Origin of the sequence: Sulfurimonas sp. NW9 (assembly GCF_051132275.1) — a bacterium.
GTDB classification, from domain to species: Bacteria; Campylobacterota; Campylobacteria; order Campylobacterales; family Sulfurimonadaceae; genus Sulfurimonas; species Sulfurimonas hydrogeniphila.
In genome coordinates, this window is record NZ_CP093236.1 from 1,997,873 (window position 1) to 2,021,377 (window position 23,505).

At 39.0% G+C, this 23,505-nt stretch carries 20 protein-coding genes and 1 pseudogene; 8 read left to right on the top strand and 13 right to left on the bottom strand.

Translation table 11 applies throughout. From position 1 onward, the window contains the following. Positions 1 to 3: 3 nt before the first annotated feature. The 13 genes and pseudogenes from MLC44_RS11340 to MLC44_RS11400 form a co-directional block, all read right to left on the bottom strand. Positions 4 to 2,487: pseudogene (locus MLC44_RS11340) on the bottom strand (NADH-quinone oxidoreductase subunit G). After that, entirely contained in the window at positions 2,487 to 4,730 is a 2,244-nt protein-coding gene (locus MLC44_RS11345; RefSeq protein ID WP_346389616.1) for an NADH-quinone oxidoreductase subunit G, read from the bottom strand. The pseudogene MLC44_RS11340 and the gene MLC44_RS11345 overlap by 1 nt, the downstream one beginning before the upstream one ends. 12 nt (positions 4,731 to 4,742) lie before the next feature. Continuing rightward, on the bottom strand, positions 4,743 to 6,779 hold the full coding sequence (locus tag MLC44_RS11350; RefSeq protein ID WP_434657396.1) for an FAD-dependent oxidoreductase: 2,037 nt from the start codon (positions 6,777 to 6,779) through the stop codon (positions 4,743 to 4,745). 9 nt (positions 6,780 to 6,788) lie between these two features. Beyond that, positions 6,789 to 7,013 (bottom strand): NADH-ubiquinone oxidoreductase subunit E family protein, encoded by a 225-nt coding sequence (locus MLC44_RS11355; RefSeq protein ID WP_151899555.1) that lies wholly within the window; start codon positions 7,011 to 7,013, stop codon positions 6,789 to 6,791. After that, the gene (gene nuoD, locus MLC44_RS11360) at positions 7,013 to 8,254 is read right to left on the bottom strand and encodes an NADH dehydrogenase (quinone) subunit D (protein ID WP_151899554.1); all 1,242 of its coding nucleotides are present in this window, start codon (positions 8,252 to 8,254) and stop codon (positions 7,013 to 7,015) included. The genes MLC44_RS11355 and nuoD overlap by 1 nt, the downstream gene beginning before the upstream one ends. Positions 8,255 to 8,267: 13 nt before the next feature. Next, positions 8,268 to 9,074, bottom strand: a complete 807-nt coding sequence (locus tag MLC44_RS11365) for an NADH-quinone oxidoreductase subunit C (RefSeq protein WP_434657399.1) — start codon at positions 9,072 to 9,074, stop codon at positions 8,268 to 8,270. A gap of 1 nt (position 9,075) precedes the next feature. Further along, on the bottom strand, positions 9,076 to 9,585 hold the full coding sequence (locus tag MLC44_RS11370) for a NuoB/complex I 20 kDa subunit family protein (protein WP_346389619.1): 510 nt from the start codon (positions 9,583 to 9,585) through the stop codon (positions 9,076 to 9,078). Continuing rightward, entirely contained in the window at positions 9,567 to 9,956 is a 390-nt protein-coding gene (locus tag MLC44_RS11375) for an NAD(P)H-quinone oxidoreductase subunit 3 (RefSeq protein ID WP_151899551.1), read from the bottom strand. Before MLC44_RS11375 ends, MLC44_RS11370 begins: the two co-directional genes overlap by 19 nt. A gap of 248 nt (positions 9,957 to 10,204) precedes the next feature. Beyond that, positions 10,205 to 11,941, bottom strand: coding sequence for an ATP-binding protein (locus MLC44_RS11380; RefSeq protein ID WP_151899550.1), 1,737 nt, complete (start codon positions 11,939 to 11,941; stop codon positions 10,205 to 10,207). Positions 11,942 to 11,949: 8 nt separating this feature from the next. Further along, positions 11,950 to 13,233 carry an OmpP1/FadL family transporter gene (locus MLC44_RS11385; protein ID WP_151899549.1) on the bottom strand — a complete coding sequence of 428 codons (1,284 nt, stop codon included), beginning with the start codon at positions 13,231 to 13,233 and terminating at the stop codon, positions 11,950 to 11,952. Positions 13,234 to 13,327: 94 nt separating this feature from the next. Beyond that, positions 13,328 to 14,218: a deoxyribonuclease IV gene (gene nfo / locus MLC44_RS11390; protein ID WP_151899548.1), complete on the bottom strand. Its 891-nt coding sequence runs from the start codon at positions 14,216 to 14,218 to the stop codon at positions 13,328 to 13,330. Further along, entirely contained in the window at positions 14,218 to 14,688 is a 471-nt protein-coding gene (locus tag MLC44_RS11395; protein WP_346389622.1) for a hypothetical protein, read from the bottom strand. The genes nfo and MLC44_RS11395 overlap by 1 nt, the downstream gene beginning before the upstream one ends. Continuing rightward, positions 14,689 to 14,847 (bottom strand): hypothetical protein, encoded by a 159-nt coding sequence (locus MLC44_RS11400; protein WP_188110025.1) that lies wholly within the window; start codon positions 14,845 to 14,847, stop codon positions 14,689 to 14,691. Between the two features lie 101 nt (positions 14,848 to 14,948). Between MLC44_RS11400 and MLC44_RS11405 the strand changes: the two genes are divergently transcribed. The 8 genes from MLC44_RS11405 to MLC44_RS11440 all read left to right on the top strand — a co-directional run bounded on the left by MLC44_RS11405 (position 14,949) and on the right by MLC44_RS11440 (position 23,504). Further along, a complete protein-coding gene (locus tag MLC44_RS11405) occupies positions 14,949 to 16,217 on the top strand; it encodes a Y-family DNA polymerase (protein ID WP_434657402.1) in 1,269 nt (422 codons plus the stop codon). 190 nt (positions 16,218 to 16,407) lie between these two features. Next, on the top strand, positions 16,408 to 16,809 hold the full coding sequence (locus MLC44_RS11410; RefSeq protein WP_151899545.1) for a prepilin peptidase: 402 nt from the start codon (positions 16,408 to 16,410) through the stop codon (positions 16,807 to 16,809). Further along, complete coding sequence (locus tag MLC44_RS11415) at positions 16,806 to 17,081, top strand: hypothetical protein (protein ID WP_151899544.1); 276 nt, start codon at positions 16,806 to 16,808, stop codon at positions 17,079 to 17,081. The genes MLC44_RS11410 and MLC44_RS11415 overlap by 4 nt, the downstream gene beginning before the upstream one ends. Positions 17,082 to 17,094: 13 nt before the next feature. Next, a complete protein-coding gene (locus tag MLC44_RS11420) occupies positions 17,095 to 18,987 on the top strand; it encodes a hypothetical protein (protein WP_434657405.1) in 1,893 nt (630 codons plus the stop codon). After that, a complete protein-coding gene (locus tag MLC44_RS11425; RefSeq protein ID WP_346389625.1) occupies positions 18,987 to 20,180 on the top strand; it encodes an AAA family ATPase in 1,194 nt (397 codons plus the stop codon). Before MLC44_RS11420 ends, MLC44_RS11425 begins: the two co-directional genes overlap by 1 nt. Further along, positions 20,171 to 21,736, top strand: coding sequence for a CpaF family protein (locus MLC44_RS11430; RefSeq protein ID WP_346389626.1), 1,566 nt, complete (start codon positions 20,171 to 20,173; stop codon positions 21,734 to 21,736). The genes MLC44_RS11425 and MLC44_RS11430 overlap by 10 nt, the downstream gene beginning before the upstream one ends. Next, positions 21,736 to 22,671, top strand: coding sequence for a type II secretion system F family protein (locus MLC44_RS11435; protein WP_151899540.1), 936 nt, complete (start codon positions 21,736 to 21,738; stop codon positions 22,669 to 22,671). The genes MLC44_RS11430 and MLC44_RS11435 overlap by 1 nt, the downstream gene beginning before the upstream one ends. Then, positions 22,668 to 23,504, top strand: coding sequence for a type II secretion system F family protein (locus tag MLC44_RS11440; RefSeq protein WP_346389627.1), 837 nt, complete (start codon positions 22,668 to 22,670; stop codon positions 23,502 to 23,504). The genes MLC44_RS11435 and MLC44_RS11440 overlap by 4 nt, the downstream gene beginning before the upstream one ends. Position 23,505 lies beyond the last annotated feature (1 nt).

Genomic DNA, 23,505 nt, shown 5'->3' on the forward strand with positions numbered 1-23,505 from the left:
ATATTACCCCTTTTGGATTGAAGCTGTACTAAAACGGTAGCCGTCAAAGAGTGCTTCTGAGTTTAATTTTTTATCAAATGTAGGTAAAACCACTATATCACCTGCAATTTTATTGTCACACACAACTTTTGCAGTCAGTTCACCTTTTTTAGTTTTCACTGTGACTGTATCACCCTCATTGTAATCAGTTTTGGATAAATACTCTTCACTCATGTAAATACCGCTTACTTCGTCAAGATTTGTTGTCTTGTAGGTAAATTCCGTAAACTGTCTTACAGGATTTGCTAAATAGATTATACACCCTTCTAACTTATCTTCACTGAATTTTTCTACACTTTCATCTTCACTGGCCTCTACTGCTACATTTTCTAACACATAACCTCTTACTTCTGTACCGTCATTTTCATAATGATTTGGCAGGTTATCGAATTCTTCTGCTTTAAATCCTCTCGCAACAGGAAGTTCTACAGTGTAATCTATAATATTTTCTGCTTCAAAATCAAGCGCTTTTGCAATATCGTTTAATTCATATCCCTCATATCCGATAGCCGCATTTGTAGGGTTGACACGTTTGTTTACAGATGTCAATGTTCCTTCCTGCTGATTGATCGCCGGCATATCCAAATCACCGTCGCCAAGCCCGGAGAGTACAAAATCGCCATCAGTATTGTACGCAACCGTATAAGAGCCTTTCCATCATCAAGGTCACAGATCAGCGCTACACCCAATGAGTTTGTAAGTGTTGGAATCATGGTAACTTCAAAAGCTGAGTATTTTTCCAGCAAAGCAACCAGACGAGCCAGGTTTTTTGCATTTGGATGCATATACAAATCTGGTCCAACCATAAGCGCAAAAGTCTCTTTTTTCTTCAGGTTCTTTTCAAGTGTTTGCATAAAACTATCATCAAGACCAAGTATTTCCAAGAGTCTGTTATCATCAACCTCTATTTCTTTTGCAATCTTTGTAGAAACCATTTTGGTTTTTTCTACTTCAATTTCTTCTTCTTCCCCTGTTTCTTCATTGACTTTTGTCTCTTTGACAAGTTCCACAACTTTTTCTTTCACAACTTCTTCAACTGTAACGGTTTTTTGTGAATGAAAAGAAGCAAGGTAGTCCACAATATCAGAAGGCACTTTTGATTTGTCTGCAAAAAGATCAAGCAGAAGATATAATGCTGCTTCTTCTTGAAGAGGAGCATGGGCAACTGTCATGATAGACTTCCCTATACCCTCGATAATCGGATCTTTTACAGGATGAAAATAAATTCCTGCGCCTTTTTTTACTGTCAACGAATTATTTAATGCATAGCGTGCATTTGGATTGTCAGTTTTGAGTGCCGAACCGACAGAGACTATAAAGTTTGTACTATGCACTTTTTCCAGATCGCCTTTATAGAGTTTATGTCCACTGATTTGTGCATAATTGTTTAAAAAATCCTGAAATGCTTTTGCTTCCGGATTGACAAGTCTGTATCCGAATTTTTCTTTCATTTTTTGAAGCAGGTAGGCTTCTTCATTGGTAATTGTAGATGTAAAAGCTATTGTATCTGCCTTTTTAAAGGCCTCTACTGCATTTGCAAATGCAGTCTCGTCTTTTGTAACACCGGCATTTTGATAATCAAATCCGTAACGGCCTGCACCACAAAGTGAAACATAGTTCCATTCGTTCATAACACGGTATATTTTATCTTCAGGATTGTCAATACTTGTATGTTTCAGATCATAAGTTATCTGACATCCCGCAGAACAGTGTCCACAGGTTGCAGGAACCTGTTTTAACTCCCAGGCATTGGACTTATACATAAACTGTATCAACAAGTGCTCCGACCGGACAGACTGCTGCACATTCGCCGCATGAGGTACAGTCAAGAACATCAGTTCCGTTTGTCAAACCAATGACAGACTTGTTGAGTTTGTTCCACATTGCATATGCGTCTTTTGGCATACTCTCTTTATAATCTGCATTGATAGGATCAGAACCGCGCGGAATTGTTTTAAGTGAATTGTCACCTATCATATCCTTACAGGCAGTAACACAACGTTCACACACGATACAAAGGCCCGGATCATAGTGTAAATGTCCCCAGTCATGAGAACTTCTGTCTACATCTTTAATGGAATAATGTTGTGAATCAACACCCATCTCAAGTGTATAATTTTGCAGTTCACACTCACCTGACTGGTCACATACACCACACTGAAGCGGATGGTTCACATCGTATACTTCCATGATGATTCTGCGCTCTTTTTCTATAGACTCAGTCGATGTTACTACCTGCATTCCCTCTTTTGCTTTTGCATTACAGGCATATACCTGTTTTCCATTTGCTTCAACAAGACATATACGACAGGCTAGAGTCGGGCTGCATCTTGTTAAATAACATATTGCAGGAATAAATATGTCATTTGCACGGGCAGCATTTAACAAATACTCACCCTCTTTTGTCTGAACATCTTTTCCGTCAATGTTTATGGTAATTTCACTCATTATATTACTCTCGCTATTTTGGATTTTTCAAATCTATATCTGCTAAAATCCTGACCTAAATCGAAGGTAGGATTGAGTGCTATAGTTCCTTTTAGTTCTTCATCTTGTTTAAAAACTCTTTGTATTGTTCTTGATGCAAAGCTTATTTCAACTACATCACCATCTGCAATCTTTGCAGCTGCCGCAAACTGAGCCGAGCCTCTTAATGTTGTGTCTTTTTCCAACTGATGTGTTTTATTTGTAAACGCATTAAACTGCAAAACAGGGTTACAATTATAAATTACACTTCCGTTAAACTCAGGCAACTCTTCAATCGGTGCTACTTCTGAATCTGCTTCACAGACAACTTCATCTAAAATATAGCCCCTTTTGTCTTCACCGTAAGGTGTTAAAAAATTCTCCAAATCATCAAAAGCAATTGCTTTAAAACCTTTTGATGTGTCGAGCTCTTTTGTATAGTCAATAGTATTTTCTTTTTTCAGACCAAGAGCATTTGCTATATCATTCAAAGTATATCCTTCAAAAGGAAGTGCCACATTCAACGGAAGTACCTGATTGTCAACATTGACAACTGTTCCTTCCACTTGATTAAGTGCCGGCATCGCTAAATCTGAATCTTTTAAAGATGACATTATAAAGTCACCTTCTGCATTATAAGCAACAATGTTGCCTATATTTTCATCAGTGTCGAGTTTACATGTAAGGGCAACCCCTGCAGTATTTACTTCTGCAGGAATAATCAGTAATGAAAATTCAGTATATTTTTCAATCAAAGCTGCAAGTTTCGCAATATTTTTTGCACGCTTATGTGCAAATACATCACTTCCGATGATAAGTACATGCTTTTGTGCCCGCTTGAATGACTTCGTCATTAATTTAAGTTCATCATCGCCCACATTGCTTTCAGCTTCAAGGTAGCCCAAATCCAAATCATCTAAAAATGATCTGGTTTGTTCGTCCACATCACTGTTTTGAAGAAGCTCATTTGCCAAAAGTGCCATGACACCCTCTTCTGTACCCACTTCATATTTCATAAACTGTGTAGCGGTATTTTTCATAAGCGCATCTTCAAGCGGATGCGCATATACTATTTTTGCACCATTATGCTGGGATGCTGTTCGCACAGCATAGCGTACCATCGGATTATCCGTCGCCAGACGTGTGCCGATAATAATAATCGCATCGGCCTGTTTGACGGCATCCATCGAAGCACTGTGATGCAGTTTACCGCTTACTGAAGAATAAGATTTCATAAATTCAGCATACAGTCTTGCGTCCTCATTAAAAAGTTTTATCCCAAGTTTCTCTTTTAAAAGCTGTAAAATATGTGCCTCTTCATTTGTAATAATTGAAGAAAAGCGTATAGCATTTGCATTTTGAATCGCTTCAACTGCCTTGTTAAATGCTTCTTCGTCTTTAGAGGCGCGATTTTCAAAATCAAATCCGAAACGCCCTGCTCCACATAATGAATTGAATTCATAATTGTTTTTCACTCTGTAAATAGAATCTTCACCGTTGATACCGACGTGGCGTGTTTCATATTCCAAAGCACAACCGGCAGAACAGTGGGCACATGTTGAAGGAATACGGGAGAGTTCCCATGCATTTGCAGAGTACTGGAAATCACTGCTTACCAAAGCACCGACCGGACAGACTGCAATACATTCACCACAAAAAGTACAATCCAGTGTATCCGCATTTTTTGGGATAATCACAGAAGAGTATCCGCCGAATTTTACTTCAATAGCATCATCGCCTATAACTTCATTACATACATGTACACATTTTTCGCACATAATACATAATGCTGGGTCATAATTAATCAGTCCCCAGTGTTCCACTTTTCTGAGTTGATCTTTTGCAGAAAATTCCTGTTGTGCTACGCCAAACTCCAAAGTCATATTTTGCAGATCACATTCTCCGGATTTGTCACAAACACCACACTCCAATGGATGATTTACATCATAGAGTTTCATGATATTTGTACGTTCAAGCTCAAGCTCGGCAGAGTTTGTTCTGACTTCAATACCCTCTGTCGGAGGTGTGTTACAGGAGAGAACAAGCCCATCTACACCTTCTACCTCGACAGAACAGATACGGCATGATGCACAGGGTGTCGTTTTTGAAATATAACACATAGTAGGAATATAGATATCATTTTTTCTCGCAGCCTGAAGAATTGTCTCCCCTTTTACTGCTGTAACATCTTTGCCGTCAATTTTAAAATTTATAATTTTACTCATTTACGACTCCCCTTATGCCTGTACCATTGCTATATAATAACAACGCATACATCTCTCAGCTTCACTTAAAGCCTGTTCCTGTGTGAAACCAAGATTTACTTCCGCATTATTATGCTTTCTCACTTCAACATCCAAAACAGAAGAGTGCTCACGAGGAAGACCCGGCAACCAGCCGGTAACTTTCTCTTTTTTATCATAAACTTTCAGTTTAACAAGATGATCTTCCATAATCTCATCATCAGTCAAGCTTACTTCACCGGTCTGTACATATCGGGCCATAACAGAAGCCGCACGTTTGGCTTGACCGACCGCATTGACAATCGTCATAGGACCGTATTCACAGTCACCTGCGGCAAAAATACCTTTGCGTGATGTCATATAGTCTTTGCCGTTTGTCTTAATAGTCGCCCATGAAGTCATCTCAATGTCCCACTCTTCAGGCAGTAAATCCAAATCAGCCGACTGAGAAACAGCAGGAATCAGATAGTCTGCTTCAATGGTATAGGATTCACCCTCTATTTTTACAAGCTGTGCACGTCCGCCGTTTGGATCAGGAACAAGCTCAAACTTGTCAATCAGAAGTTCTCGTAAAATGTCATTTTCATCTGTCGTAATTTTGTTTACAGCGGAGTGAAAAAGAAACTCGACACCCTCTTCAACCGCTTCATGGTACTCTTCATAGGTTGTATTGCGAATAATCGTTTTTTCATCACGACGGTAAATCATATAGACTTTTTTGGCATTGGCCCGAATTGCACAACGCACAACATCCATTGAAGTAAATCCGCCGCCCACGCAGACCACGGTTTTGCCTGTCAGGTCCACATAGTCTGTAGTAAGCAAATTCTCTTCCTGCACCTCTTTAGGAATGGTGATGCCGTATTTTTCATACAGATTCACACGGTCAAGAAAATCAATAGCGCCCCAGTAACCCTTAATCTCTGGTCTTTCATTTTCACAACGGACTTTTTTGGAGATTCTTGTCCCTACAGCCACCATCGTTGCATCATACTCTTTTTCAAATCTGCGCATATCGTCGGCACTGATTCTCGAATTTGTGATAAAGTTCACACCCATATCGCGGACACATTCTATATCCTGATTGTATTTGTCAACCGGCATACGGTACTCAGGAACACCCACAGCCACTTCACCGCCTAAAACAGGGAGATCCTCATATACATCGACTTTTATGCCTTCTGCAGCAAGATAATACGCAGTCGTCAGTCCCGCAGGACCTGCACCGATAACAGCAACTTTTTTGTCAATCGGCGGCTTCTTCTCCATCGGGTGAAAAAACTCATATTCATGGTCTGTTTCCCAGTCTGCACCAAGGCGTTTGAGTGCCATAATTGAAATAGGCTCATCAAGATTGGTTCTTCGACAGGCATCTTCACACGGATGCGGACAGACACGTCCACAGGTATGTGCAAGCGGCATTGTCTGGCGTGTTGCTTCCAGGGAATCGTCAAAACGCAAGTCTCTGACACCTTCAATATATCCGGGTATATCAACATGCGCAGGACAGGCATCCGTACACGGTGCTGTTATTTTTGCTATATAGCCGATTTTTTCATCATAATGTTTTGATTTTTTCTTTTCATTGATACACTCCAGAAATGTATCTTCGAAATGCGTCATTAAGTCCAAAATAGGATTTGGAACTGTTTTCCCAATCTCACACTTGGATGTTATCTGCATACTTTTACCAATCTCTTTTAAGTGGTCCAAATCAGCCAATTCACCTTCACCACGAGCAATTTTATCAAGCTGGTCATATAAAATACGGCCACCCCATCTTCCAGGAGCACATCTTCCGCATGCTTCTGAATAGACTTGATACTGTGCAGCATATTCCATCGCTAAACGAATAACATCCACATCCTCATGAAACAACGAAACACCGTCCCAGCCGATAAAAGCTTTTGAATCACGGTGATCATCATATTGTGCCGGTAAGTTATAAGCTGATTCTTCCCACTCTTCTTGTGGTTTGCCGATATTGTTAACAAGCTCACCATTCCAAGTAGAAAAATATACTTTGCTCACATTCAATCCCTATTTTTTCACTACGATAGTCCAGTCGACTTCGTTAAATTTTAATGAGTTATACAGTTCATACCCACACTCTTTTACCAAATCAGCACTTCTTTGGATCGGAGAAAAATCTCCTATTTCAAAAAGAAATATCAACGTCTCCGTCGGTTTGTGTTTTTCTTCTAAAATCTCTTTCATACGAGGTTCAAAATTATCTTTTAAATGTCTTAAATCATATCGTTTCATTATCTGTCAACCTCCCCGAAAACTATGTTCGTAGTACCAATAATTGATACAACATCCGGAATATAGTGACCCGGTAAAAGGTCGGTTAAGATTCCTGTATGCCAGAATGAAGGCGCACGCAGTTTCAGTCTGTACGGATACGGACCGCCTTGGGAATTGATGTAGAATCCAAGCTCACCTTTTGGTGATTCTGTCGGAACATACACTTCACCGACCGGCGGTCTCATTCCCTGTGTTACAAGAACGAAATGCTGCATTAATGAGTAGTTTTGTGTCATTATGTCGATTTTCGGTGCCGAAATATACTTCGGTGCATGTGCCATCAAGTCAGTCTGACCGTCTTTTTCACATTTTTCATACATTTCTATACATTGGTACAGAATCTTCGCACTTTGACGCATCTCTTCCATATAAATACGGTAGCGGGCAAAGTTGTCACCTTTGTCTGAAAAAGGAACATCAAACTCCACTTCATCATAAAGTTCATACGGCTCTTCTTTACGAATATCCCATGCAACACCTGAAGCTCTGAGCATTGGACCTGTACAGCCCCATGAAAGTGCCATCTCTGTAGAAATCACGCCCACCTCTTCCATTCTCATCAGCCAAATACGGTTAGAGTCCAAAAGGTCTTCATAATCTTTGATATTCTGCGGCAGTTTATTTAAAAATACTCTGAGCTGGTGTAAAAATCCATCCTGCAGATCGAGAGGGACTCCACCTATACGAATTGCTGCATGTGTCAAACGTGCACCACAATAGCCTTCAATAATATCCATCAGGTATTCTCTTTCACGGAAAGCAAAAAGAAAAACCGTCATAGCGCCGATGTCAAGTGCCGTCGTCGCCAGCCAGAAAAGGTGAGACATAAGACGGTTGATTTCCAAAAGCAGCATACGGATAACTTTTGCACGGCGAGGGACTTCAAGCCCGATAAGTTTTTCAACAGCCAGAGCAAATCCGTAGTTGTTTGAAGATGATGCGATATAGTCCATGCGGTCTGTCGTCGGCATAAACTCGTTATAAATCATGTTTTCAGCCATTTTTTCCATACCGCGGTGCAAATACCCGATATCAGGGTGTGCTTTTACAATCTGTTCCTGTTGCAGATGCAGCATTAAACGTAATTGCCCGTGAGCAGACGGATGCTGTGGACCAAAGTTTAATATCAGTTCATTGTCATCTCTGTCAAATGTTATATTTTCAAAAAACGGTGTTAATCTGTTTTTTACCTGTGCCATATTTTATACCACCTTATCTTTGCGGATCATCAATAACTACTGATGACTCTTTATCAAGTTTTTTGATGAGGAAAACGCCGCCTTCTTCCTGATACGAATGCGTAACTGCCGGCTCGTCACCGGTAATTTTTGTACCTTTTGGAACTTCATGCCCAAGACGTGCAAAACGCTCAGAATCATATCTGTCCACTCTTGCAGTATCGCGAAGTTCAGGGCCTATGATGTCACGTGCTTCTTTTCCATAGATTTTATCTACTTCATACCATGCTGCAAATTCATCCCCTTCAAGAGGATATGTTTTTAAAAGAGGGTAGCCTTCCCAGTCATACGGCATTAAAATTCTTTTCATAAACGGATGGTTGTTCGCTTCAATGCCAAACATATCAAACATTTCACGTTCACTCCAGTCAGCACTTCTAAAAAGCTTTTCAACACTGTCAACAGCCTCTCCGTTTTTAATAAAATATTTCACACGGATACGTTTGCGCTTTGTCATGGAAAGCATTTGATAAAAAATTTCGAATGTATCATCTTTTGCCAGCCAGTCAATAGCAGACATTTCTGAAAGCTGTGTATATTCCAACTCATCGCGCATCAATTCAAGCACGCCGTAAATATCATGCGCATTGATGTATACGACCATTTGTTCCACTTGAATATAGGCCTCTTTCACTTCAAATTTTGCTTGAATCGCCTCTAAATCTGCAGCAAAAACCTCATCTTCTTCTACCGCTGTTTTCGGTACCTGTGGCGCTACATAAAATCTGTCTGTATAGTATGCCTTTGCCTGTATATTGTCTTTAGGTTTATACGCTCTCATATTACAGTAACCTCTTTGCTTTTTGTGCATTTCCCGCTTTGTTTGCACGAATTTTCTTTTGTAACAACATTACACCGTACTGCAGTGTTTCAGGACGTGGTGCGCAACCGGGAAGATACAGATCAACCGGAATAATTCTGTCACATCCCTGCACTGTCGCATAGGTATTGAACATTCCGCCTGTATTTGCACATGAACCCATAGAGATAACCCATCTCGGTTCTGTCATCTGGTCATACAGACGTTTGATGAACTCTGCATGCTTTTTGGTAAGTGTACCGGCAACTATCATAACATCCGCCTGACGGGGACTCGCACGGAAAATTGTTCCGTAACGGTCAAAGTCAAATCGTGAAGCACCTGATGCCATCATTTCAATACCGCAACATGCAAGACCGTATGTTAATGCCCAAAGAGAATTAGAACGTCCCCAGTTTACAATTTTATCCACACTTGTCAGTGCTATCGGTAAACCACCGTCCTGTGTATAATTTACTTTATGTTGTGCCATTCCAGCGCTCCTTTTTTCCATGCATATACAAAACCTATTGCCAATAACAATATAAACATTATCATTTCAGCAAAACCGAACCAACCAAGCACTTTAAAATCTACTGCCCAAGGGAACATAAATACTATTTCCACATCAAAAAGCAAAAAAAGCAATGCAAACAGATAAAACTGCGGTGATACCCTGTTTGGCTGCTTAGTAATTTCAGGTCCACATTCATACACTGAAAGTTTGATTTTTTCACTGTCTTTACGTGCCAATGCACGACTCGCCAATCGGGCGACGACAGTCGTTGTAATAAACGCACCAAATGTTATAACAAAAAGTACAAATACCCCAAAATACGGATTTGAAGTCACTATATGCTCCATATAACCTACCTTTTATTTTAAAAGTCATATTTATTAAAAATATAACTGATTTTTATATTTGTTTTCTAACGATGAAAAACGGTTTTTGTTGCAAACCTATTTTCATTTGTTACTAGAAAAAACAGTTACTGCACTATAGCAAAATGAATATTAAAAAAAAGTTTTGTGGAAGATAACTCATACCAAATGTCACTTATCGCAACACTGATACGAGTAAATATTTTGTTAGTTTAAAAGAAGCTTTAAAATTATTTGTTTAAAAATCCCATAGATTTCTCACTGTCAAAGTTCGCATCTTTTTCACGCTTGATTTCATCAATAAAGTCATCAAGCGTAAAGAGCGGATTCTCCCGTACAGCGACTTTATAGGCTGTGTTTTTGATTATGAGACTAATCTGTCCACCGGTAAGAGAATATTCTGCAAGCGCTGCAACATTGAAGTTGTCCTCATAAGGTGCTTCTTTTGGTAACATTTTCTTCCAAAGCTGTACCCGTTGTTCTTTGTCCGGTTTTTTAAACTCGATTTTATAATTAAATCTTCTGGAAAAGGCTTTATCGATATTTTCAAGCAGGTTTGTCGTTGCTATGAGCATTCCTCTGAAATTTTCAATCTGTTCCAAAAAGATATTTTGCATCTGGTTGTGCATCTGATCCGAGCCTGTGATATTACCGCTGCTTCTTGCACCCAGGAACTGGTCTGCTTCATTGAGTAACAGTATAGGTTCTGTTTTTGTTTTTTCGCTCAATTCATAAAAAGTATCAAAGATTTTACGGACATTTTTTTCACTCTCTCCTACATACATAGAAAGGATCTTAGAACAGTCAAAGGCCAAAACCTGGCGTTTGAGTGATTTTGCCAGAGAGTATGCCGTCATTGTTTTTCCTGTCCCTGCCGGTCCGTAAAAGATTATTCTGGCATCTATACCACTTTTTTTATCTTTTATACCCCATTTTACAAGGCGGCTCACAACTTCTTTATCTACCTGTTTCATCAGGTTTTCAAGCGTCTCTTTTGTTTTGGAATTAAGCACGACATCATCCAAAGAAGTCTCAGGTTCTACCAGTTCAAAAATATCCTGTTCTTCTACCAAAGCATTCAGTTTTAAGCGTGTTACTTTTTTTGTTTTTTGCGGATGAATAATTTTTTGTAAGACATCGTCTACTATATAGAAAGAACGGCTGATTCCGCCAAAAGGATTGAGCATCTCTTCATAATCTATAATCCCATTGCTTAAAAGGTTTGAGCCCTCTTCTAACAATGAACGGTTTTTAATACGTTCATACTCATCAAGCGAAATCAAATCTATCAACGTATTCATCTCCCGCAAAGAAGAATCAGTCGATCCGTACTCTTCACGAAGCAGTGCAATAAAAATTACCTGCTCATAGTTGCTCATTTTCTTCTGTTTGAAAAATTTGTCCAACACAAGATTTTCAGAGCTCTGTTTTACCCGCTCTTCAATGCGCTTTTCAAGCAGTTTGAGTTTGTTTTGCAGTCTGTCAATACCGAGAGAATGTTCATGTACATTTTGACGAATCACACTCATTTTCTGATAGAGTTCAATCCGGAAAAACTGATCCTGCAGGTACTCAAGATGGTCAGAGTAGGGCTTTACTTCAGGCAAATCCAAATCCAGCGTGCCGTCTTGTAAGAGTTTTAAAAAAGCAGGTGTGAGCCCTACTGCAGTGTTTAAAAGTTCAAGCGGTGTCACATCCGCTATTTTTACAGGAGTAAAGCTTTGCTGATGCAGCCAACCGAGTTCAAGCAGACTTTTCAGTTCTCTTAAATGTACCAAATGTTCATAGTTTTCACTTTTGTACAAATCCTGCAGCAAATCTAGGACAAGTACATCATCCTGTCCTTTCATATACCTGTGCGCAATATACTGCAGTATCTTTGCTTCATTGATACTGCATTTTAGATGGATAAATATCTCCGATTTTTCAATCTCTTTTTCGTTTAAAAAGTTAACTAGTGTTTTCAATTATTTCCTTAAAATTTATACCCTAAACCGGCTGAAACAAGCAACGCTCTAGAGTTGCTGAATGTACCGTCCAGTCCGTTTATATTCGTCGTTCCAGAAATTGTTCTGTCTTTTTTTATGGAGTACAATGCTGACAAGCCTATATCCATACTATCATTTATTTGATAACGTCCACCAAATGAAAAAGAGTATGCATTGCTTCCCGGTGATTCAAAATTGAGTGTAGACTCCGGCGTTGGAGTTTCATCATAAATCGCACCTGCCCGTAAAGTTACCTTGTCCAACTCCTGCGTAATACCCAAACGAAATGTGTTTGTATCTTTCCAGTTTTTAGGTTTGGGATTATCAAAGGCAGCAATCAAAACCGGGTTTGTAAGTGATCCGTCATACTCAAAATCAAGAGATTTATAGGCAGACCAGTATGCTTTTTCATAAACAACTTCTACTGTTGTTTTTGTCTTCTCAAATGTATAAGCTCCGGCAAGCATCAATGTTGCAGGAAGAGGAATACTCACACTTGCCTCACCGTTATATGAACCTGCAGGAATGGCTCCTCCCAATGCAGCCGTTGATGAGAGTCTCGCGCTTCCTTCTACCGTCAAATTTACATTCGAACGGTATGTGGCAGCCAGTTCCAGTGCTTTTGTCGGGTGGTATGCCAGGGCGAGATTATACCCGAAATCCAAAGAGCTTCCTTCAAGATCACGGCTGATATAGGATGTTGCCAAAGGAGATGCATTGACAATTGCGCTTTCACTGCTTTTTACAACCCCGCTTGTATGCACCGCTCTAAAACCAAATGCCAATGCCAGGGTGTTTGTAATTTTATACGCAACACTTGGGCTCACTTCTACAATCTTTAATGTAAACTCCTGAGAAACAAGTTTGGCAGAACCCTCTTCCCATTGTCTGCTCAGTCCGGCAGGCACAGTGATACTCAAACCGACACGCACACCGTTTTGACCAAGTTTTGGAGAGACATAATGGAGTGAAGGAAGAATAAAAGTCTGTTTTTCCGAATTGAGTTCTTCTGCGCCTGTAAGTGTTTTTGCGTAAGTTCCCTTAAAGTTTGTAGAGCTTAACCCTACATACATCAAATCCACTTCTGCATGTTGTGCATCATCCATAAAAACCATATTTGCCGGATTGTCATATGCAGCATCGGCATTTTTTGTATGGGCAATATTTGCTCCCCCAAGAGCAACTGAGTTTGTAGAAGTTTCCGGAATTTTATATCCGCCCGCCATTATTATTGAACTTGCCATCAATGACATAAACACTGTTTTTTTCATATTTTTTCTCTTTTTGATATTTTCTGCGGACAATACTATCTTATTTTTCCTCAAATATCTATAAAAGACACAAAGCCCGCACTGAAGTACCGGCTTAGAGCTGGAACGAGTATAAAAGTGCTATCTCCTCAGCCCATATCGTTTCATCTATCGTTTCCAGGATAAGCGGTATATCATCCATACGTTCATCGTTCATGATGAATCTAAACGCATCCAGTCCGATTTCACCCTTGCCCAGTGAGTGATGTCTGTCCACTCTGCTCCCCAAAGGCGGTTTTGAATCATTCAGATGCATCCCGCTCAGATACTCAAAGCCGACAATCTCACCAAATGCATTCCATGTTCTCTCATAGGCTTCACGCGTGCGTATATCATAACCCGCAGTAAACATATGACAGGTATCTATACAGACACCGATTCTTGATTTGTCTTCTACCTTGTCTATGATATATGCCAGATGTTCAAACTTATATCCAAGGTTACTGCCCTGCCCTGCCGTATTTTCTATGACTGCTTTGACATTTTTTGTTTTATCAAGTGCCAGATTGATGGACTCGGCTATCACGTCCAGACATTTGTTTTCGATTTCCTCTAAAAGGACCTTGTCTTCTTTTTGTTTTTTGGTAAGTTTCGCCAAATGGCTGCCGGGGTGAAAGTTCAGTTTGTCTAGTCCCAAAGCATCACAGCGCTCCAGTTCATCTATAAAAGCCACGCGTGATTTTTCAAGTTTATCAGCTTCGGGATGCCCCAGATTTATCAAATAACTGTCATGCGGCAGTACATGTTTTGGTAAAATTCCGCTCTCCTCTAAGGCAGTTTTAAACTTTTGTATCGTCTCATTGTCAAGAGGTTTTGCAACCCACTGTCTTTGGTTTTTCGTAAAAAGGGCAAAGGCTTTTGCACCTATGGCTTTGGCATTAAGCGGTGCATTGTACACACCGCCGCTTGCACTTACATGTGCGCCTACATATTTATGGCCTGTCATCAGTTTGGTTCCTTAATTTTAATGAGTATATGGTTTTTTTTGTCTTTAAAATAAATTTCTCGGGAGTTTACCCTATATTTTATATCTACATCTGAAGTTTTTATATTTTGTATAAATCCGTTATCTTTTTTTAAGCTGTTTTTACCGTCATATATCTCTTTCCCCAATATTACGTTTTGCAGCAAAGAAGGAGGATAAACACCAGACAAATACTCTTGATTAAAACTGCTTTTGCTCATACATCCCTCATTCACACAGATCAGATGATTTATATGAATGCGCTGAAGCACATGCCCCGCAACAAAAAGTTCCAGTTCTATCGCATCTTTGCTGTGCCGTATATAGCCTATGTCAGAAAACTTTAGTCTTGGAGATTTTATAATGACTATTTTTGCCTTTGTATGTTCATAGTTTTTTATACTGCATCCCCCAAAGAGAAGAAGTATAAAAACCGCTAAAAAATATCTCATCTATTTTTCTAAAAACTTACCGCACTTTTTTGTTGCAGTGCCGCCGAATTCTCTGATTTCTCGTGCTGTACCGTTTTTTGCTATCACCTGTCTTTTACACTCGTCTTTTGCTATACACTCTTTATTTTCACATCCTATATCTTCAGGTACCTGTGCCATATCCGCTTTCCTTATTAAAATAATTTGATGAAATTATAATATATTTTTGTCAATTTGCAATACTTTTAAAAGATTTCTTTTTTCTCTGCTAATATTAAATTATGAAAATCCATATTGACATCGACTGCTTTTTTGTCAGTGCAGCTCGTATACTTGAGCCTTCTTTGGAACACAAACCTGTTGCCATCGGCGGAAGAAGCGATACAAAAATATTTACCAAAGACGCAAAGAACCAGAGAGTCAATTTTGAAAATTCCGGTTCGTTTGTACCGACTTTTTATAAAGCCTATGAAAACGGGGATGATCTCAAAAGTTTTCAGGACGAAGACGGACGTATCCGCGGTATTCTCACAACTTCAAGTTATGAAGCCCGTGCCTATGGCATCAAAACCGCCATGAGTATTCGACAGGCTCTGCAACTCTGTCCGCATCTCATCATCAAAGCACCAAATATGTCTTTGTACCAGGAGCTTTCTCACAGACTCCATGACTTTCTAGCACGTAAAATTCCGCTTGTCGAGCAGGCATCTATTGACGAATTTTACGGAGATGTAAGCGGATGGATAGATGATGAAGAGATACCACAGTTTATAGACAGCTTGCGCCATGAAATCAAAAAAGAGCTCCAGCTTCCTGTCTCCATCGGTGTCGCATCCACACGCTACATCGCAAAACTTGCAACAGGCTATGCCAAACCTTTTGGATGCAAAACGATTACAAAATACGAATTTGACGGATTTGTCAACCCCATCAAAGTAGAAGATTTCGCAGGCATAGGCAAAAGTATGAAAAACAAACTGCACAGTGCACAAATCAAAACACTCGGAGAACTGCGAAAAAGACGGGGAACTCTGGAGTCATGGGGACCGTATGCAAAAGAGCTCTATAAACGTGTCAACGGAGAAAGTGATGCGCAGATTAAAACGACCCATCAAAGAAAATCCATCGGAATATCCAGAACTTTTGATCCGCTCTATGACAGAGCAGAACTGCTCAGACGGGTTCACATTCTTGCCAGACATCTCAGCTTTGCTATTATAAAACTTCAGGTAATTCCCACTGTTTTTCATTTGGGTATTGCCTATGAAATGCATCAAAAATCTCATAAAAACATCTCTCAGGCAGAAATATTTACCGAAAAAAAGTTTGATGCCTTATGCATTTCTCTTTTTCATGCGGCTGACATTCACAAGCGTCTTTGTGTCATTCGTTTGAGTATCAACTGTTCAAGCTTTACGAGGGATTCAAAAAAAGAGCTCTCACTTTTAGGCTTTGAAGAAGAAAGAAAAATGTATACGCTTACATGTAAAACACAAAAACTGCGTGAAAAGTACGGTATGGATGCCCTCAGATTTGCAAGTGAACTCTAAAATCAACATCATAATCTAAACTTATATTTAAAAAAACAAAAACTACTTCAAAAAGTAACAATTATCATTATTTTTTCTTATTTTGTACTAAAATTCATTGTTTTTCACATACTTCAAATTAATTTAAGCTTCTCTTCCATACAATAGCTCAAATATCACAAAAATATCAAAAAAGAGTGTAGGGAATGTGATGATTATATTTGTTTATTTTATAGTTATTGCTTCTGTTCTCTCTTATATTGACAGTAAAAAAAGAGTTATTCCGGACAGAATTATACTTCCGGCATTTGCAGTGTTGGTTATTTTAAAATGGTGGGATGCAGACCTGTCTGTGTATGATTTATATGCGGTCTTAATTGTACTTGTCATATTTATCATCCCTGTTATTTTAAATATGGCTTTTGGCGGCGGTGATTTACGATTTGGTGCCTTTTGTGCCCTTTTTGTAGGTTTGTCACAGGTTGGGTATTTTATCATATTTTCAGGGCTGATACATCTTGTGATTTTAGCTGCTCTGAAAAAGAAAAGCTATGGCTTTGCTCCGGCTATGAGCATTGCCGCAATACTGAGTTATACAATAGGAAAATTATGAGAAGAGGTTCTGCAGCACTGGTACCATTGTTCCTGGCAATTATGCTGCTGTTTTGGTTTATCTGGTTTATGGGCGGTGAGAGTGACAACCTCCACAAAGTCAACCAGTTGGAAAATTTGCAGCATACGCAGGAGCGTCTAATTATTGCAGCCTGCCAAAAGAAGCAGGAGCTTTATGATGCAAACAGAAGTCTCACCGATGCGCAGTTAAATGAAAAAGTGAGTCAATACATTCATAATATTATGGTGTTAAACAACATAGATGAAAACTAAAAAAGGGGAAAAAATGAGAAAAATCATACTTGTAAGTCTGTTTGTACTGACGCTGGTACTCTCGGCAAAGACAACAACAAATGTGACGTTGCAGACACCGTATGAAGAAGAGGACGTGCAAAATGACTATGGTGACAAGATTATGTACCAGAATGTCAAAATCAATACGCAAAATTTTAAAATCAACAATTTTTGGGGAAAATTTTCAGATGCCGCACAGGACCAGTCCAATTTTACAAATATTGCAACTGCCGCAAATGTAAAACTTACAATAGAAAATGTCTTTACATGTAAAGACGGCAGGCTACCGGAAGAAGGCTGTTCAGGGCAAAAACCGTTTTTGATTAATGATGGAACTTTAGCTAATCCCCAACTGCAAAAAGATGCCATGGGACAAATTTTGCCTACTGGTGAATATAGAATTCCTTTTGATTCCGCACAAAACTATGATCCTGACCATGATGATGCTTTTTATGCTTTGGATGTTTTTCGAGACGGCAAATATTACCAGGATGACAATACAAATGATTATAACAATGAAAAACCAAGAACTTTTTTTGGTTATATGGTACAACTGATCAAAACTTATTTTTCTCCGCAAAACGATACAACAATAGTAGATGCTTTAACGCAAAATGAAATAGAATCCAGAAACCGATATATGGCAAACATTATTTTTGGTCTGCAACAAGACTACCGTATAAAAAAAGAATCTGCTATCGATACGAACAGTATCAATCAGGCTTTTTCTACAAAACAGCCCTCTTTGCTTGATTATAATGCCCTAATGATAAATGATACAACAGGCTGTGACGGCATCTTTTTTACCTTCAATCCGGACAGTCTGACATGTAAATTCCAAAACTTTTTCGGGATGACGCAATGGATGCCTTTTTTTGGAAACGGTGCCAGTCTGCTGGGTGAAAATTCTAACAAATCCAGCATACAGTCAGACTCTGTTTTAGAGGATACAGAAACAACCCTGCTGACACTGGCAAGCAAACTCGACAATACCAATTATGTACAGCCTAAAATTGATCCGCAAACAGGAAGAGTAAGTATTCTCGGAGAAGTTTTTAAACCGATGATATTCATGGCAAAATCCATGTTTCGCTTTTTCTTTGGAGAGAACTCAAAAACACTCACAGAAACTGTCAGTGTAAACTTTGATTTTACAAATCATATGCCTTTGACTTTTATGCAGGTACAAAACGGCATAGTCAAAGGCTTTGAGTATTTTAAACTTTTAGGCATTGAAAGTGTTTATGGAACGGAAGTACAGTCTTGTACAGTAAAAGATGAAAAAGGAATCTTTGGCTGGCGTTCATCATATCAGACATTTACACAGGGAATTCCAACGGACACAACATTGGATGGTGGGAAAACACGCAAGAGATGTGCAGATGATTCGGCTGTATCTGATTATAACCTACTCTCAAGAACATCCGAAACTTATCATGACCATTGTTTATATCTCAATCCGTTTAATTATTCTACACAAACAGAATATACTATTCACGTATCTACTGAAGATTGGCTGGACTGGTGTAAGCGCAATCAAGGCAGACAAAAGAAAGGTTTGTTTGGAAGAATAATTGACACCTTTACAAATATTGTGAGTATTTTATCGGGACACTCTTCCAATGGAGCCGATTATGATACGCAACTTGACAATCTATTGGACAAGAATGATTATAGCGTTGTCGAATACAAAGAAAAAGTACACAAAGGACTTATTCTCCATCTGAAAAAAATAGACATTGAAGATATTAACGCAACAACTCCAGGAACAACAACAGAGTTTGAAATCATTAAAGTCTCACGAGGCAGTCAGAACAGAAATGATCAAAACAACAACCAAGACAACAGCCAAAACAGTAACAGTCAAAACGGAGGAATGCATTAATGATAATAGCCTATGTATCAAAAGTCGACAAAGAGTGCTACAATGATCTAAAAGACGAATTTACCGATGTCAAAAACTTTAACTCCATCAATGATTTTATCAGTTTTTATGCTGTTAGCAAAAACCGCGATGTGGTACTGCTTTACAGAGTTGAAAATCTTGAAGATATCGAAAAGATTGAAGAGATACACTTTAACAATAATATTTATATGATTGTTATAGGCAAGAATGATACAAAATTTTCTCTGCTGGCAGGAAAAATCGGTGTAGATGTATACCTCAGTGAAGAAGAAGCCAATTCGGGACTTATCACAAACCTCATCATCAAGTCACAAAGCATTATAAAACAAAGACGCGGAAACAGTAACATATCTGTATTTACAGGTATCAGCGGTGGAGTTGGAACAACAACAATTTCTATGAATCTTGCAAAAACACTGGCACAGGACCATCCAGACAAAAATGTTTTATATCTTGATTTTGCCTACACAAAAGCTGTTTCTAACCTGTTTTTTAATTATCCGCAGCCCAAAAAAACCATAGTTGACATATCTAGTGTGCAAAATCTGGATATGCAGGAACTCTTTGAAAACGGTTTGGAAAAACTGAATGACAACCTCTATTTTGTCCCGGGTGTACAAAAACATACTGACAGAGAAGAGCTGGAAAAACCTGAAAACATACAGATGTTTTTAAACTTTATCATGTTTATCAAAGAAAAATTTGACTTTATCATTATAGATGTCGGGGTTTTTGAAGATGTCGATTTAGAGATAGATATTCAAGAGATCGCAGACAATATTTTTGTCATTACCGAATTTTCCATTCCTTCCATGTCTATTTTAAAAACATATATAGATATCATTGACAAAAGCGGATGGTATTCCAAAACACACATCATAGCCAACCGTTCAGACTCTTTTGGAAGTGTTACCCAGGAGGAGGCAAGAAAGATACTCTCAAAAGGCCTAAAACACAACTTTGAAATTGCTTTTGCCTTGCCGAATGATGCTGTTCATTTACGAGAGTGCTGGAATGAAGCGCAACTTGTCTGCGACGAATACCCGGATTCGCCTTTTATGCTAAAGCTCAAAGAGTTTGGAGAAAACTTTTTTATTCATGATGCTTCTTTGTATGAAAATGCCCACAAAGGCGAACACTCTTTCTGGTCCAAGGTGAAACGATGGCTCTAAAAGAAAAAATCAAAGAACGGCACAATAGCACTGAAGAGAATGTACAGATCAAGAGTACTGCCTCAACTGTACATATTGAAGAGAACCTCTGTTCTGAGTTTTGTTTCCCGCTGATTTACAGAAATGAAGAGTATTTTCAGCTTGCCTGTTCTATATATGATGCTTTTGTCGAAAAACTTAATATTAACGGAAAACTTACAGAAAAAATGATACGGGAAGTTGTCATCAAACATATATCTGAGTTTACTTTGCCAAAACCTGCCCTTAAAACGGAAATAGCCGACTTTGTTATAGACAATCTGCTCAACTACGGTCCGATTTCAACGATTATGCGTCTTGCAGGGCAAGGGCTCAATGATATTTTAGTCAACACAAAAGATTATATTGATGTTATTTACAACGGCCAGACTATAGCAACACCGTTTAAATTCAGGAATGAAGAAGATTTGCGCCGTTTTATTAACAGAATGCTCATGGCTTCAAACAGAAAAATCGACGAGTCACACCCTATTGCCTCTGCAAAACTGCCCGACGGCTCACGTATAGAGATACAAATACCGCCTGTTTCTGCAAACCTTGACAGCGACGGCAATCCCGGCTCCTATGTCACTGTGAGAAAATTTCGCGAGATTCCTCTGCTTTTTGAAACCTTGATAGACTCAAATATGATTGATTTGAAAATGGCATATTTTCTCATAAAAGCCATACGAGGCAAACTTAACATTGTTGTCTCCGGCGGTACATCAAGCGGAAAAACAACTTTTTTAAATGCCATTACCCGTTTTATAGACGAGGGCGACCAGCTGCTCACCATAGAAGATACAAAAGAGATGAAACCGCAAATGCCCTGCCATGCGATTCGCTCCTTTGAGGCACGTCCGCCAAACGAAGAGGGTGCAGGAGCGATCACGATTGAGAGCCTGTTGCGTACAGCTTTGCGTTCAAGTCCACGACGTATCATTGTCGGGGAGTGCAGAGGTCCAGAAATTGTCACGATGCTCAATGCTATGAACACAGGACATCCGGGTTCTATGACAACTATTCATGCGGATGATACAAAAGAGGCAATTGTAAGAATTGAAAATATGTTCCTAGAAGCACGTCCTACGGCAAATATGACCTTTGTGCGCTCACAAATTATCTCTGCTGTTGATTTGATAATACAAATCGTCCGTTTTCCCGACGGAACAAGACGCATCGTCAAAATATCTGAACCTGAAAGACGCATAGAAGAAAACGGTGTCGTTTCCATGCTGGACCTGTTTGAATTTCAACGCAATGCCAACAGTGACAATCCGATGGATTCAAGCGGAAATTTCAAAGCAATTTCAGGTTCTTCGCGTGCTATATTAAAGATGATGCAAAACGGTGTCACAATGGAGAGCCGTATCTTTGACAATGATTATGTTGTCAGCAAAGAGATGCTTACAAATGAGCTTAAGGAGTTTCATCCAAAAAGAATGTGCGGATGGAAAACAAACTATATGTCTGAGATTATACAATCCTCTTATATCTCAAGCAAAAGCATATTAGAAAGATGGCCGAACCTAAAATAATGACTGAATTACAAATAGACATATTACTTATCTTTGTCATCACAAGCAGTGCTACTGCACTTGGCTATATTCTCTTGGCAGAGTACAAACGGACAAAACACATTAATTACATCAAGCATGTCATATCACTTGTGGATGTGGATGAAGATGACATTTTACGGGAAAAACATTTAGAAAGCAAAAATACGCTGAAAAACAAAATAAACGCTCTGATGCTTCAGGCAGGATTTCATTTTTCTCCCTACATTTTTGTTCTTGTTTTTTTCGCATTTTCTCTCCTGGCAGGATCTCTCTTTGCACTTTTTCTACGCCACTGGAGCGGGTATCTTATAGGTATCCCCTTTGGTTCGTTCATCTTTTACATGATTTTACGTGCCATTATAGACAACAGAAAAAAGAAATTCAACAAAGCACTTGCCGTTGCCATTTCAGTGCTTGTAAAAATGATGAAAAACGGTATTGGGTTTGAACAGGCACTCAGCAAGTCAGTTTCAGTTTCAGGGTCCAAGCTTTTTCGTGACATATTTGCAAAATTTTTCCAGGAAAAAAATACTATCGGAGAGATGGAGGCTTTTAACAATTTAAACCAGTTTATCCATTCCAAAGAACTCCGTATCTTTGCCTTGGCGATTAAAATAGGGCGCGCGAGCGGCGGACAGTTTTCAAATACTTTGGAAAAGGTTGAAAAAACGATCAGCTACAGAGAAAAAATGCAGGAAAAAGTAGATGTTGTTACAAGAGAAAGCAGTGTAGGCTCATATGTCGTTGTTTTAATTACCATCTTTTTATACTTTTCGCTGAATGGGAACTTTGACGGGAAACTGCATCAGTACTTTATGGAATCCCAATACGGAAGATTTCAGCTTTTGGGTATTGCTCTTTGGGTATTTACCGGCATAATGATCAATAAAGTATTGACAAGGGTACACAAATGATAGAACTGTTTTCATACCTTACTCTTTTCATCTCTCTTGGCATTATCGCTTTTTTCCTCTCTTTGTATGCTTATGTACATTATAAGCACAGGAGACTTTTAAGCGCTATTTTTGCCAAAGAGGATGACATAATTATCACTGACAATTTCAGTGCAAAAAAAGCAGAATTTAAATTAAAGCTTCAAAGAGCGGGACTTAAACGCAAACAGTTTAATGAAATAGTATTTGCAAGTATTTTGGCAGGCATCTCTTTGATATCGCTGATTTTTATTATGGATTTTAGTTTTTTAACTGAGCTTTTTTTAGTTGTGTCAGGTGTTGCCATAGCAATATTTATGCCCTATATATATGTTGAAGAACAGATAAAGGCAAGAATCAAAAGAATAGAAAATGATTTGCCTATCTTTATAGATTTGCTGATTATCATTCTTGAAGGAGGCGGAGGACTCAACAATGCCATAGACAAAGTAACAACAGAAGGTGCAAGTGTTTTAGGTCCAGACCTCTTAAGTGAGTCTAAAAAGTTTAAAAACGAGTTTATAACATACTCAAGCGATGTAGCGTTTACAAATCTTGTCAACCGTACGGGAAGTGATGCAATTGCCACTATTGTCGGATTTATGCGACTTTCCGAGGAAACAGGAATCGGTGTCAAATCTATATTTGAGAATCAGGCGCAGGAGCTTAAATCAATGGAAATGCTAAACATAGAGAAAAAAGCCGCAACGATGAATATAGGCATTACGCTGGTCATGTTTATATTCATCTTACCGGCAGTCATCGCAATGATAGCATTTCCAATGGCAGCAGATGCCTTAATGCCGGGATTTTAAA